At 59.6% G+C, this 14,038-nt stretch carries 12 protein-coding genes and 1 tRNA gene; 10 read left to right on the top strand and 3 right to left on the bottom strand.

Translation table 11 applies throughout. The features are described 5' to 3' along the window. The first annotated feature begins 4 nt into the window (after nt 1–4). The 7 genes from AC2FME_RS08090 to AC2FME_RS08120 all read left to right on the top strand — a co-directional run bounded on the left by AC2FME_RS08090 (nt 5) and on the right by AC2FME_RS08120 (nt 8,068). Complete coding sequence (locus tag AC2FME_RS08090; RefSeq protein WP_496800143.1) at nt 5–1,429, top strand: cryptochrome/photolyase family protein; 1,425 nt, start codon at nt 5–7, stop codon at nt 1,427–1,429. A 69-nt stretch (nt 1,430–1,498) separates the two neighbouring features. Further along, complete coding sequence (locus AC2FME_RS08095; protein WP_496680838.1) at nt 1,499–2,707, top strand: class I SAM-dependent methyltransferase; 1,209 nt, start codon at nt 1,499–1,501, stop codon at nt 2,705–2,707. A gap of 70 nt (nt 2,708–2,777) precedes the next feature. Continuing rightward, nucleotides 2,778–3,164: a TrgA family protein gene (locus AC2FME_RS08100; protein ID WP_496680919.1), complete on the top strand. Its 387-nt coding sequence runs from the start codon at nt 2,778–2,780 to the stop codon at nt 3,162–3,164. Between the two features lie 24 nt (nt 3,165–3,188). Further along, the gene (locus AC2FME_RS08105; RefSeq protein WP_496800144.1) at nt 3,189–4,304 is read left to right on the top strand and encodes an NUDIX domain-containing protein; all 1,116 of its coding nucleotides are present in this window, start codon (nt 3,189–3,191) and stop codon (nt 4,302–4,304) included. Nucleotides 4,305–4,373: 69 nt separating this feature from the next. Continuing rightward, the gene (locus AC2FME_RS08110; RefSeq protein ID WP_496680834.1) at nt 4,374–5,408 is read left to right on the top strand and encodes a cysteine synthase A; all 1,035 of its coding nucleotides are present in this window, start codon (nt 4,374–4,376) and stop codon (nt 5,406–5,408) included. Beyond that, nucleotides 5,408–7,837 (top strand): DUF3772 domain-containing protein, encoded by a 2,430-nt coding sequence (locus AC2FME_RS08115; protein WP_496712336.1) that lies wholly within the window; start codon nt 5,408–5,410, stop codon nt 7,835–7,837. Before AC2FME_RS08110 ends, AC2FME_RS08115 begins: the two co-directional genes overlap by 1 nt. Before the next feature lie 141 nt (nt 7,838–7,978). After that, nucleotides 7,979–8,068, top strand: a tRNA-Ser gene (locus tag AC2FME_RS08120). A gap of 535 nt (nt 8,069–8,603) precedes the next feature. Here the strand turns inward: AC2FME_RS08120 and AC2FME_RS08125 are convergent. Beyond that, entirely contained in the window at nt 8,604–9,818 is a 1,215-nt protein-coding gene (locus tag AC2FME_RS08125) for a competence protein CoiA family protein (RefSeq protein ID WP_496800145.1), read from the bottom strand. Nucleotides 9,819–10,014: 196 nt separating this feature from the next. Here AC2FME_RS08125 and AC2FME_RS08130 point away from each other — a divergent pair, with 196 nt between their 5' ends. The 3 genes from AC2FME_RS08130 (at nt 10,015) to AC2FME_RS08140 (ending at nt 12,418) form a co-directional block, all read left to right on the top strand. Continuing rightward, nucleotides 10,015–10,851, top strand: a complete 837-nt coding sequence (locus AC2FME_RS08130; RefSeq protein ID WP_496800146.1) for a glycosyltransferase family 25 protein — start codon at nt 10,015–10,017, stop codon at nt 10,849–10,851. A 143-nt stretch (nt 10,852–10,994) separates the two neighbouring features. Beyond that, nucleotides 10,995–11,363 (top strand): group I truncated hemoglobin, encoded by a 369-nt coding sequence (locus AC2FME_RS08135; protein ID WP_496800147.1) that lies wholly within the window; start codon nt 10,995–10,997, stop codon nt 11,361–11,363. Further along, a complete protein-coding gene (locus AC2FME_RS08140) occupies nt 11,360–12,418 on the top strand; it encodes an adenylate/guanylate cyclase domain-containing protein (RefSeq protein WP_496800148.1) in 1,059 nt (352 codons plus the stop codon). Before AC2FME_RS08135 ends, AC2FME_RS08140 begins: the two co-directional genes overlap by 4 nt. Here the strand turns inward: AC2FME_RS08140 and AC2FME_RS08145 are convergent, their stop codons facing one another. Both AC2FME_RS08145 and ppk2 read right to left on the bottom strand, forming a co-directional pair. Then, nucleotides 12,419–13,033, bottom strand: coding sequence for a TetR/AcrR family transcriptional regulator (locus AC2FME_RS08145; RefSeq protein ID WP_496688202.1), 615 nt, complete (start codon nt 13,031–13,033; stop codon nt 12,419–12,421). It abuts the gene before it with no gap. A gap of 98 nt (nt 13,034–13,131) precedes the next feature. Next, nucleotides 13,132–14,001: a polyphosphate kinase 2 gene (ppk2, locus tag AC2FME_RS08150; RefSeq protein WP_496800149.1), complete on the bottom strand. Its 870-nt coding sequence runs from the start codon at nt 13,999–14,001 to the stop codon at nt 13,132–13,134. Nucleotides 14,002–14,038 lie beyond the last annotated feature (37 nt).

Raw genomic sequence — 14,038 nt, forward strand, 5'->3', positions numbered from 1 at the left:
GAGCATGGACAGCAAACAGTCACCTATTCTCATCTGGTTCCGGCAGGATCTGCGCCTGTCGGACCATCCGGCGCTAAGCGCCGCGGTACGGTCTGGGCGGCCGATCATACCGGTGTTCATTCGCGATTCACTGGTGGCGGGCCTAGGGGCGGCGCCCAAATGGCGGCTGGGTCAGGGGCTGGCGGCCTTGGCGCGAAACCTTGAACACAAGGGCAGCAAGCTTGTCCTGCGCAGCGGGGCCCCACTGGACGCGCTGAAGGCTCTCATTGGCGAGACGGGCGCGCGCGAGGTCTATTGGTCTCGGGCCTATGACCCGGACGCGATCGCGCGGGACACGAGTATCAAATCGGCGCTGACGGAATTGGGCCTGACCGCAAAATCCTTTCCGGGGCACCTTCTGTTCGAGCCGTGGACAGTGGCCACCAAGACCGGGAAGCCCTTTCGGGTATTCACACCGATGTGGCGCGCGGTGGCGCAGCGGGACGTCCCCTCGCCGGATCCGGCCCCCGAGCGGCTGGCTGCGCCGTCAGACTGGCCCGCGTCCGAACAGCTGGACGATTGGGGCCTCGGGCACGCCATGCGGCGGGGCGCCGGGATCGTCGGGCAGCATGTACAGGCCGGAGAGACAGCCGCCGAGGCGCGGCTTGACGCCTTCATGGAGCGGCTGGACGCTTATCCGGCGCAGCGCGACGCTTTGGCGGATGACGGAACATCGCACCTGTCCGAATACCTTGCGCTGGGCGAAATCGGCCCCCGAACGGTCTGGCACAGGGTGAAGGGCGCGGCCCTGATCGGCTCGACCGGCGCTGACGCCTTTCTGCGGCAACTGGTCTGGCGCGAGTTCGCCTATCACCTGATGTACCACACGCCGCATCTGCTGACGCGGAACTGGCGGCAGGAATGGGACGGCTTTCCCTGGAACGAGGACATCGAGACGCCCGAGGTTCGGGCCTGGAGGACTGCGCGCACGGGCATACCGATCGTCGATGCCGGGCTGCGCGAGATGTATGTGACCGGGCGGATGCACAACCGGGCGCGGATGATTGTGGCAAGTTATCTGACCAAGCACCTGATGACGCATTGGAAAATTGGGATGGACTGGTTTGCCGACAGCCTGGTCGACTGGGATGCCGCCTCGAACGCGATGGGCTGGCAATGGGTGGCGGGTTCAGGGCCGGACGCCGCGCCGTTTTTCCGTATATTCAACCCGCAGACACAGGCCGAGAAGTTCGACCCGACAGGCGCCTATGTGCGGCGTTGGGTGGCCGAGGGTCAGAGCGCCCCGCCGGAGACCGCCCTGTCATATTTCGAAGCCATTCCCCGGTCGTGGAACCTGAGTCCCAACGACGCCTATCCGCGGCCGGTCGTCGATCTGAAGGTCGGCCGCGAACGGGCGTTGGCCGCGTATGAAGGCCAAAAAAACCAGTAAGGAACTGAAAACTTGCCAGAAACGCTTTCGCGACCTAGCCTGACCCGAATACCGCAAAGGGGAGCGCGGATGATCTTGACTACCACCGAGGGGCAGAAAAACCTGCCCAGATATTTTGCCCAAGTCTTCAAGATGCTCGGAAAGATGGAGTCCGGCCGGCTGGATATCAGCTTGCCCGACGGGCGCGTGTTTCGCAGCGAAGGCGCCAAACCCGGACCGGTTGCGCGAGTGGACATTCATGACCCCGACGTGTTCGCGCGCCTGATCCGAGAAGGCGAGCTTGGCTTTTCCGACGCCTACTTGGAAGGCGGGTGGAGCACGCCCGATCTGCGCTCCTTCATGGATCTGGTGCATTTGGGCACCGAAACGGTCTATGACGATTTCACCGGTAAGTTTCTGGTGCAGGCCTATGAGAAGCTGCGGTTCTGGCTGCAGCGCAATCACCGGAAACAGGCCCGCAAGAATATTTCGTACCATTATGATCTGGGCAATGATTTCTACGCCGCTTGGCTGGACGAAACGATGACCTATTCCAGCGCCCTGTTCGAGACCGGGCAGGAAAGCCTAGAAAAGGCGCAGATCGCGAAATATGCCAGCATGGTCGATGAGATGGGTGTAAAGCCAGGGGACCATGTGCTTGAGATCGGATGCGGCTGGGGCGGGTTCGCTGAATACGCCGCAAAGGAGCGCGGCCTGCGCGTGACGGGGTTAACGATCAGTCAGGAGCAGTTGAAGTACGCACGTCAACGGATTGAAAAAGCGGGGTTGTCAGACCGGGTCGAGCTCAAGCTGCAGGACTATCGCGACGAACGTGGGCAATACGACGGCATCGCTTCGATCGAGATGTTCGAGGCCGTCGGGCAGAAATACTGGCCCGTCTATTTCGAAACCGTGCGCGAGCGGCTGAAGCCGGGAGCTCAGGCGACCTTGCAGATCATCACTGTCGCCGACCGGCGCTGGGAGGTTTACAAGAACGGTGTGGATTTCATCCAGAAATATATCTTTCCGGGCGGCATGCTGCCGTCGCCGACGGTTCTGCGCGCGCAGATCGCTCAGGCGGGCCTGCAGGTTGTGCGATCGAAGGAATTCGGGCCGAGCTATGACCTGACGCTGCGCCGTTGGTACGACACGTTCAACGAAAAATGGGACCAGATCGCGGCCATGGGCTTTGATGAGCGTTTCCGCCGCATGTGGAATTATTATCTGACGGCCTGCGGCGCGGCCTTTGACACCGGCAATTGCGATGTGACACAGATCACAATAGCAAAACCGAACTAAAGCACGGAAAAGACAAATGCCCACCGCCTCACGCCTGGTTGCCGCGATCTGCCTTGTGGTCGTGGCCTTTCTGGTATCCGGAATGATCATGGACAACGGAGAGGAGGGCAAGGATTATGGCTATTTCACCTATGTCAACGTCATACTCGGGTTTCTGTGCGGCTGGGTGATCATGGGCAAGCGCGCCGGTCACGGGTGGACGGCCGCGATCAACAACGGGCTGACCGGGGTGGTTTCGCTGGTGTTCTGGGGGCTGTTCGTGCAGGGCACCTACGAGATGTTTCGTCTGGCGATGCGCCACCGGTATGACGGACCGTTCGAAGCGTTGCTTGCGATTTTCCAGCTGGGTGTCGAGTTCGGGCAAGAGCTGATCTATCCGGAAATCATTGCAACCCTGGCCTTCGGGGCCATCCTGTCGGGGCTGTTCACCGAAGAAGCGTCGCGTCGGTGGAACTGAGCTCTGGTTGAAGGTCCTGACAACATGACAGATCTGTTTTTCTACGGCACGCTGCGCCACTTGCCGCTGCTCGAACGTGTGCTGGGCCGGTCCGGGGATGCGCTGGCGGTTCGGCCGGCCCGCCTGATCGACCACGCCGTGCGTTGCGCAGAAGGGCAGCCCTTTCCGATGATCGTGCCCGAAGCAGGACAAGCGGCCGAGGGGCTGCTTGTCCAAGGTCTGCAGGCGTTGGACTTGGACCGGCTGGCCTTCTACGAGGGCGGGTTTGAGTTCGATCTGCGCGATTGCAAGGTGCAGTGCGACGATGGCACGCTGGTGCCGGTCCAGGTGTTCTTTCCTGACGCCGGCCGGTGGACACCGGGTGCGCCATGGTCGCTGGACCAGTGGGTTGCCCGATGGGGACCCATGACCCTGCTGGCCGCTGACGAGGTCATGAGCTGGTACGGCCGGATCGATGCCGTCGACATCGCCGAAAGCTTTCCGGCCATCCGAACCCGGGCCTGGGCCCGGCTTGCGGCCCGAAAACGCCGTACCGGAGATCCGCGCGACATTCGTAAGGACGTGATCGTTCACCGGCACCACCGGGCCTACGTCAACTATTTCGGTGTCGACGAGATCGACCTTCAGCATCGCCGCCATGACGGCACGATGGGGCCGGTTCTGAACCGCAGCGCCTTGATGCAGGGCGGTGCCGTGGTCGTCCTGCCATATGATCCGGTCCGCGACTGCGTTCTGCTGGTCGAACAGTTCCGCCCGCCCGTCTATCTGATCGACGACCCCGAGCCATGGGTCTGGGAACCGGTGGCCGGCATGATCGACCCCGGTGAGACGCCTGAACAGACGGCGCTGCGGGAAACGGTGGAGGAGGCGGGGGTGTCGCCGTATCGGCTGGAATACGCCGGCGGGGCCTATTCCTCGACCGGGTCGTCGACCGAATTCGTCCATCTGTATGTCGGCCTGTGCGATCTGACCGATCCGGCGGCCAATGGCGGTGTGACGGCCGAGGGCGAGGACATCCGCAGCCGGATCCTGCCATATGACGCGTTCATCGGCCAGGTCGACCGCCACGGCTTCAAGGACATGCCGTTGTTGGTGGTGGCGCATTGGCTGGCGCGCCATCGGGATCGGTTGCGCGACTGAGCATCGCCGCTTGTCGTCGGAGCCGGGCACCTGTATGCCTGCAATGATGCCAAATGACATGAGGGCGCCATGCGCATAGCACGAGATCTTGCCGACGCAGTTGGAAAAACCCCGTTGATCCGCCTCCGCCGGGTCAGCGAGGAAACCGGATGTGAAATTCTGGGCAAGGCCGAGTTCATGAATCCCGGTCAGTCGGTCAAGGACCGGGCCGCGCTCTACATCATTCGCGATGCCATCGCCCGTGGCGAGCTGAAACCAGGGGGAACCATCGTCGAAGGCACGGCCGGAAACACCGGGATCGGGCTGGCGTTGGTCGGGGCGTCGATGGGGTTCAAGACGGTGATCGTGATCCCCGAAACACAGTCGGAAGAAAAAAAGGACATGTTGCGCCTTGCCGGCGCGCAACTGGTCCAGGTGCCGGCTGCTCCGTACCGGAACCCCAACAACTTTGTCCACTATTCGCGCCGCCTGGCAGAGAAACTGGCCAAGACCGAACCCAATGGCGCGATTTGGGCCAACCAGTTCGACAACGTAGCCAACCGTCAGGCCCATGTGGAAACCACCGGCCCCGAGATCTGGGAGCAGACCGAAGGCAAGGTCGACGGGTTCATCTGTGCCGTGGGCTCGGGCGGAACGCTGGCCGGCGTGGCCGAGGCGCTGCAGCCCAAGGGGGTGACCATCGGGTTGGCCGATCCGCTGGGCGCGGGGCTATATTCCTATTACACGACCGGCGAAATCGCGATGGAGGGCAGCTCGATCGCGGAAGGGATCGGGCAGGTGCGCATCACCAAGAATCTGGAAGGGTTCAATCCGGACCATGCCTACCAGATCAGCGATACCGAGGCGCTGCCCTATGTGTTCAACCTGCTTCGCGAAGAGGGGTTGGTGATGGGCGGCTCGACCGCGATCAACATCGCCGGCGCGGTCCGGCTGGCCCGCGAAATGGGGCCTGGGCACACGATCGTCACGGTCTTGTGCGACTATGGCACGCGCTATCAGTCCAAACTGTTCAACCCCGAATTCCTGCGGGAAAAAGAGCTGCCCGTCCCCGAGTGGATGACCGAGGCGCCCCGCAGCATCCCCGGCGTGTTCGAAGACGTCTGATGGTCAGGCACCTGCAACATCTGCTGGCACTTGCCTTTGTGCTTGTGCTGAGTCTGGTCGGCGGTGCATCTGCCCAGCTGAGTGACACGCAAAGTGAGTATTACAAGAAATGGCTTAGCACAGCCGAGCGCGCTGAAAACGTCATTGAGGCGCGCCGTGCTTCGAATGCCGCATTCGAAAATTTGAGAGCAGAAATAAATGCTTACAGGGAGGACTTCAATAAGGCACGGACGGCAAACACCGATCGTTTGAAAACACTCGAAGCACAGCTTAATGCGCTTGGGCCGGCGCCCGAGGATGGCTCGGAGGAACCAGAGCAGATAGCACAGCTGCGGTCCCACTTGGAAAGTCAGATCAACAAGCTGAAGATCCCGCGGATCATCAGCGAGGAAGCCTTCAGTCGCGCCAATGGATTGATCAGCGAAATTGACGCGATCATTCGAGAGCGGCAGCGTACGCAGCTTTTGACGCGTGGGCCGTCGCCGCTCAATCCCGCGTACTGGGTACCTGCCTGGGAGGCGGTCAGCGAGGCCGGGCACAGCCTGGTCAACGAAACCAAGGCGAACCTTCGGTCAGCAGTCGTTCGTGAAAGAATGCGCAATGATGCTCCGGCAATCCTGACGCTGGTCATTTTGGCGCTGGTACTACTGCTGTTTGGGCGTCGCTGGTCAGAGAGGGCCGGCGATTATCTGCGGCGCTTTGGCGGTGCGGGGCGTGGCGTGTGGACCTTCATCGTTTCGCTGTTTCGGATCATCTTCCCGTGGATGGGGGTCGTTTTTCTCATTCAGGCCGTGTCGATGACCGGCGTTCCAGGGTTTCGCGGCGCTTTGCTGATCCAGGAAGTTCCCTATTGGGCCGCGATCATTCTGTTCTACGACTGGATCGGACGTCAGATACTTTCGATGAGCGAGGCCGATGGTGCCTTGGCCCTGCCGGAAGGCAAGGTTGCTGAACTGCGGCTTTACATCGACCTGTTGGCCGTGATGCTGATTTTGCACGAACTGGCGCAGTTGTTCGGTAGGATCGAAAACATCTCCGACGCGACCCGCGCGGTGGTTAACTTTCCCATCATTCTGATTACCGGTCTGCTATTATTGCGAGCTCGGCATATCCGTGGTGGCGGTGATGGTCGAGATTCCGAAGAACAGACTTCGGAGCGGGGCCGGGGATTTGCGCAGATCGTCGAGCTTCTTCGGCGTCTCATGTTTTTGTTGGGGGCCACCGGACCATTGCTTGCTGCGCTGGGTTATACCAACGCGGCCGTTGCGGTTGTCTTCCCGGCGGTCAAGACGCTTATTCTGATTGCGGCCCTGGTGATCTTCCAGCGTTTCGTGACATCGCTATATGGCTGGCTGACCGGCCAGCAGGACGGGGCGAGCGACTCGCTGTTCTCGGTTCTAGTCGGGTTCGTTCTGGCTGTTCTGGCGCTGCCAGTCCTTGCGCTGTACTGGGGCGCGCGGGAGACCGACCTGATCGAGGTCTGGTCGCGGATCATGCTGGGCTTCGACATTGGTGGCGTGACAATCTCGCCGTCCAATTTCCTGACTTTCGTGGCCGTCTTCGTGATCGGCTACATGCTGACCCGCCTCTTGCAAGGCACGTTGCGCGGATCGCTTCTGCCGAAGACCGGGCTCGACGCTGGAGGGCAGGCCGCTGTCGTGGCCGGAACGGGCTATGTCGGTATTTTCGTGGCGGCGTTGGTCGCCATTGTGGTCGCAGGCTTTGACATGTCTTCGTTGGCGATCGTGGCCGGGGCGTTGTCGGTCGGTATCGGTTTCGGCCTGCAGACCATCGTGTCGAACTTCGTTTCCGGGATCATTCTTTTGATCGAGCGCCCGATCTCGCAGGGCGACTGGATCGACGTGAACGGCATGACCGGATACGTCCGCGATATTTCAGTCCGCTCGACCCGGATCGAGACCTTTGATCGGACCGATGTCATCATCCCCAACTCGGACCTGATCAGCGGGGTGGTCACGAACTATACCCGCGGCAACACCATCGGGCGGGTCATCGTTCCGGTCGGAGTGGCCTATGGCACGGATACCGCCAAGGTCGAGAAGATCCTGCGCGAGGTGGCAAACCAGCATCCGATGGTCCTGTCGCACCCGACGCCCAACATCTACTTTGTCGGGTTCGGGGCAGACTCGCTTGATTTCGAGATCCGCGCGATCATCCGCGATGTGAATTGGGTGGTGGCGGTCAAGTCCGAAATGAACCACGAAATCAATCGCAGATTCGCCGAGGAGGGGATCGAAATTCCCTTTGCCCAACGGGATGTCTGGTTGCGCAATCCCGAGACATTGGTCGGAGCGCCTGGGGCTGGTGTCAATGCGCCCGAAGTCGAGTGCGAGCCGAGTCAAGGAAAGGCTTCGCCGGATGGATTGTCAGACGGTGCCCACAAGTCCGAGGGAGACGTCAAAACCTGAAGGCTCGGTGTCCGGGCCCAAAGAATGGGTTGTGTTGTTCATCAACAACGTCGGAAATTTTTGGTCTGGCTGAGATGCATGTGATTTGCGTTCAATCGGGCCTTGCAAATCCTGATTCATTGGTCCAAATATCCTCGGCACGGAGAGGTGGCCGAGTGGTCGAAGGCGCACGCCTGGAAAGTGTGTAGGCGGGAAACCGTCTCCAGGGTTCGAATCCCTGTCTCTCCGCCACAATTTCTCTTCAAGCATCTGATATTACTGTGATATCGGCGGGCTAATTTCTATTCGTCCCCCAATTCCCCCACCCCGAAAGCAGGCCATACCAAGTTGTGTAAAGACAAAGCTTGGCTGCCAATACATTCCCTTGCCGGACAGTACGACTCTAGATTTTCCGGCCCTGAGCCGACCCCCGAAGTGGGGTCTCGATGCTGCGACAAGACCCGCCTAACTAATAGTCTGCGGACAAAGCAACATTTGGCAAACTCGGTCAATAGCGTTGATACCCAAGGGGGCGTTGGCACGGAATGCCTGTTCTGAGCCGAACCTAGAGGTTTTTGCGTGACGCTTGAATGTCAGATTGCGTCGCAGGCCGCTCTTGTAAATTTGAGAAATCTATTTTGCTACCGTTTCACGGGCCGGGGAGAAGAAGGCATCGCTCTATGCGATAGCGAAGTGTCGTCAGCTGGAGGTCTTCGCAGAATCGGCTTCTCAGCACAGATTTTCTCATGTTCCCGGAGTGCAGCGCGTCGTTTTTGCTCATGCGACTTTACGATCGACGCCAATGGTGTATTCGAATCGTATGAGAATATTCCCGTGCATTGCGGATATAAACTGCACCCCCAGAAGAGTTGTTCTTTTTGTTCTTCCGTAGAGCCATCTTCCTACCACACTTTTTGCAGTCAGGATGCGCGGAAATGAAATCTGAGCAAAACTTCTTGTCTTTTTCCCAACCATTGGGAAGACATTTGGTCAGGCCTCCTTCCCGCTCCAAATCGTTGTGTGCGAGTTGGCGAACGTATTCCTTTTGCATCTCTGTTGGAATATTGCTGGAGTTGCCTCTGTGAGAACATAGAACTGAGGCTTCTGCCGAATGCCGTAGCCGGTCATCAAGCATGTTCCAAAGTGGTGTATCCACGAAGTCGGGAATTTGCCCTCCACAAAATTTGCAATCTAAACACTTGTAGACATAAACAGATTCAAAGTCTGGTTCGTTTCTCCGCGGACAGGCATTGACGTAGAATTTAGGAGTCAATTTACGCGGAACCATGTCGTTGAGCCGTGAGGCTTCGGCTCTCAATCTCTTCGTGAATTCTTTTTCCCATCTCTCCCGAGTCTCCGTCCGCCCAGTGACCAGCCACTTGCGTGGTGCCAGTAACTTTATTAGCCGTGTTAGTACATTTGGTGAGACGTGGCGATCTGCGTCCGAGAGGTCAATCTCTATGGCGCTAATTCCCATTCTCTGCATTCGTTCCCGTTTCGGTTGATCGACCTCATGCGTGACACGAATTTCAATGAACAACTGGACGCCGTTCAACTCCAGAACCGCATCAGGCCGAAACCCCTGGTGTACCCAGTCTTGTGGCTCGATGCGGACATTGGACTCCGATGCAATACGTTCAGGAAAGGAATGCGTCATTAGTTCGTTCAGTTTCGCGATGGGCCCGTTTGCCAACTCGTTTGGGGTGGGCCAGCCTGCCTTGCGAATGATTTCTTCCGGAATGAGAATTTTCCCCTTCAGGTCTTTTAGGGCTTGTTTTGCGGCTAAATGTAGTGCGGTTTCGCCAGCGCTCTCGCAGTTCACTTTTGATGCATGGGCGAAGTGCCATACCCGATGCTTGCCCTGACGCGCGATCAGGGGTGACTTGCAGGCAGGGCATAGACATCCGCAATCCGAGCCGTTCCGCACGTCGCTGACATGAACCAAACGACCATCCGTTTCGCGTATACCCCATCCCGGACGATTTTCGTGAGTTGCGGACAATGGTTAGCCCCTGTTGAGGTGTAGCTGAACTACTTCCATTGTAAGTATGCAAACTCCTGAATTCCAAGCTTTTGCCAAGGTGCTGGGCAGAAAACGGAGCGATATTGCCTTCTGCAAGCAAACCCCTGAACGCTGGACGAGCGGCAGGTATTGACGGTAAGGGCTAGGTCGTACGTCCAGCAGGAAGGGAACCCCAGTGCATACGCCTGACCACTCGGTGGCCGACAGCATCTATTACATCAACCTTGATCGCGTACCGGAACGCCGTGCCTTCATGGAGGCCGAGTTCGCGCGAGCCGGGTTGGCCGGGGCGCACCGTATCAGTGCGACCGACGCCAGCCAGCCGAGGGCGCTGGACGGCGCGCGCTATGTGCCGGGCAGTGGCAGCCGGTGGGGACTTTTGCCCAGCGAAATCGGGTGCTTCGAAAGCCACCGAAGGATATGGCAAATCGGAGCCGACAGAGGCCTTCCGGCCGTGGTCGCGTTTGAGGATGATGTCCAACTGTCCGGCGCGGCGGCCGATGTCATTCAGACCCTGGTCCGGAACGCCGACAAGTTCGACTATGTCAAGCTCGACTACTCGCCACGCGTGCGCCGGTTCGGGCCCGCCACAGATATTGGCGGCGTGGCGGTGCGTGAAATTCTGGAAATGGTGTCCAGCGCCGGGGCATATGTCGTGTCGCAGCAAGGATGCCGCAAACTGCTGAAATGGTCCGAGGAATACTCGGACCATCTGGATGACTTTCTGACCATTCCGCGCCCGGACTGGACCCTGTTTCAGTGTTTCCCGGCCGTGTGTGTCCAGGCCGTTCTGTCGCAGCTGGATACGCAGACCGTCATCAAGTCCAGCGAACGAGAGCAGGACGTGCGTATCAACAGCGGGCTGGACAAAGGGCCGACCTGGTTCCGGGTTGCGCGCGAGCTGAAGGCCGCGGGGCGCAAGCTGTACTGGCGGGCGGGGGGGCAGGCCCGCCTTTTGAAGCGGGGCGGCTATGTCGGTTTGGTTCCCTGTGCGGATGATCTTGAGGTCTGAACTCTTAAGGCCGGTTCGGGTCGAGTCTCTTGTAAATCGCTGGTTTTGTGTGCTCAAAAACAGTGAATAGCTCAAAATAATTCGCAATACTCTCGGGATGAGATTACACTGCGAGGATGTTTGAGTTGGTATGAGGTCGCGCCGTGGTTCAGACGATTTATGAAAAATACGGCGGATTCAAAACGATAAGCCGGATCGTGATGTCGTTTTATGAAATGGCATTGGAGTCCGACGAGATCGGCGACTATTTCGAAGACATCGACATGCCGCGCCTGATCGACCACCAGACCAAGTTCGTGTCTTCGTTGGTCGGAGGCCCGGCCTCGTTCAGCGATGACCGGATCGAGGCGGTTCACCGCCACCTGGGTATCAGTCATTCGGATTTCGACGCGATGGCCGCCTTGTTCGCGCAGGCCCTGTCGATGCACGGCATGTCGGATGAAGACGTGGAGGCCGCCCTTGCCGCCATCGAGGGCAAGCGGGGGATCATCGTCGCCCGCAACGCGGCATGAGCATCCAAGCCATCAACGAACAATTGCTGCGGGCCATCGGAGTAGGCGTTGCGGTATTGCGGGCTTCGGATCTGACCTTCATCTTCCACAACGGGCCTTTTGCCGAATGGTTCGGAACGCCGGCCGCCGATCAGACCCTGCTGGACCTGCTGCCCGATCTGGACGGGCGCGAACTGGATGACGTCAAGCAATCGGGGCTGCGCTATTCGGCCGAGCTGAAAATCAAGCCCAAACGCCGGACGCTGATTTTCGCCGTCTCGGTGTCGCTGGCCAACGGGATGGACGAGCAGATTCTGGTGGTCGAATGCCAGAACATCACCCGGATCCGTGAACTGGAAAGCATGATCGACAGCTACTCGACCATGGTCGAGCGCAACACGCGCGAATTGGAGCGCGAAAAGGAGCGGGTCGAGCGGTTGCTGCTGAACCTGATGCCGCGATCCGTGTACGAGGAGTTCAAGACCTTCGGCGTGGTGACACCGCAGCTGTTCGATCAGGTGTCGGTTGTGATGCTGGATTTCGTCGGTTTTACCGATTTTGCGGCCCGGACCGACCCCACGGTCACATTGAGCGAACTGAACGACATCTTCACCGCCTTCGACCGGATTGTCGAGCAATTCGGCTGCGAGCGGATCAAGACGATCGGCGATGCCTACCTGGCGGTGTCGGGAATGCCGGATGCAACGCCCGATCACGCGACGGCGGTGGCGCATTGCGCGGTGCGGTTTCTGCGATATCTCGACCGGCGCAATGAAAGCCATCCGCATAAATGGCAGGCGCGCATAGGCCTGGGCATCGGTCCGGCGGTGGGGTCGGTCGTGGGGGTGCAGAAATACGTCTATGATGTTTTCGGGCCGGCTGTGAACATCGCATCGCGGCTTCAGGTTTTTGCCAACCCGATGAACATTGTCGCGCCGGAAGAGATGAAATACGCCCTGATCGACGAATTCCAGATCGCCGATCTCGGGGCGGTCGAAATCAAGGGCATGGGGCGGATGGATCTGATCAATGTCAGTTCGCGGCTGAACGTATCCCGGTCCGGCCGGATGCCGTGATCATTCGTCCGGCGGCACCAGCCCTAGACCGCGCAGATAGATGCCAATCCCGGTTTCCAGAAGGTCCTCGGGCGGGAAGGGCGAGGACGCGCCCGTGTTGCGGGCATAGAGTTCGACCACGCCGTGGCTCATGGCCCAGATATGCGCGCTGAACATCGAGGCGGGTGGGCGTTTCTCGGGTGGGATGTGTTGTGACAGGTCGGCGGCTGACTGTTCAAGCACGGATTTCGCACGGTTTGCGGCCATCGCCAGCTCGGGCGTGCGGTTCAGGGATATGCCGCTTTCGAACATCGCGATGTAGTGACCGGGATGCTTGCGGGCAAAGGCCAGATAGGCCCGGCCGGTCGCCTCGAACGCGGCAAGCGCCGACGGCTGCCCCTTGTCATAGGCGTGTTGCATCAGGTCGGCGAACATCTCGAAGCCCTGGCGCGCGGCCTCGGCGATCAGGTCTTCGCGCCCGTGATAGTGGCGATAGACAGCGGCCGGCGTCACCCCGGCGGTCTTGGCGGCCTCGGACAGGGTAAAGCCGGTCGGGCCCTTTTCCTCGATCAGGGACAGGGCCGCCTCGATCAGCGCCTGCTTGAGGTTCCCGTGGTGATAGCCGCGCTTGGTCATACCGGCCTCGAATGCCTGTGTTTCTTTTGTCTTTTGCCTAATGGGTATATGGTGTCGATCGGCAGGAATCCACCGCTGCGGCATGGCCGCGCGGGTCGTCATGCATCCCAGATTTCCGGCCCCCCGCAGATCAGGGGGTCTGGGGTGCCGACGGTGTCGAGATCTTTTTCGTCATGGTCCAACCCCGCCAGAACCGTTCGGATCGCGGCCAGCCGGGCGCGCTTTTTGTCGTCCGCGCGGATGATGGTCCAGGGGCAGTGGTTGAAATGCGATCGGGTCAGAGTTTCGTGGATGGATTGGGTGTAGTCCTCCCACTTGCCAAGGCCGGCGATGTCGATGGGGCTGAGCTTCCAGTATTTCAGCGGGTCGTTTTCGCGGTCCAGAAAGCGCCTGAGTTGTTCGGCTCGACCAACGTTCAGCCAGAACTTGAACAGGCGGATGCCGTCGTTGACCAGACCTTCCTCCAACCCCGGAAGCTGTCTAAAGAAGCGCTCTCGATCGTCCGGGGTGCAAAAGCCAAAGACGTTTTCGACCACGCCGCGGTTGTACCAGCTGCGGTCAAAAAAAACGAGCTCTCCGGCCGAGGGCAGGTGCTGAATGTAGCGCTGGAAATACCACTGGCTGCGTTCGGCATCCGACGGTTTGCTGAGCGCCACGACCCTTGCGCCGCGCGGATTGAGATTTTCGCGGAACCGTTTGATGGTTCCTCCCTTGCCCGCGGCGTCGCGCCCTTCGAAGATGATGGCGACACGTTGACCGGTTTCCTTGACCCAGGCCTGCAGCTTGACCAGTTCAATCTGCAGCGCGTCCATCTGCCGGTCATAGTCCTTACGCTTCATCTTCTGTCGGTAGGGGTAGGTTGGAGACAGGATGTCGCCGCGGCCAGCATTCTCGATCGCGTCGCGGACATCTTTGGGTGCGGACTTGCGGTAATAGTCGTTGATTGCCCCTTTTTGGGTTCCGGTCATGAAGCGCCTCGTAACACTGTTCACAGGTCACTATGGC

Source organism: Ruegeria sp. BHSC026 (assembly GCF_059613065.1).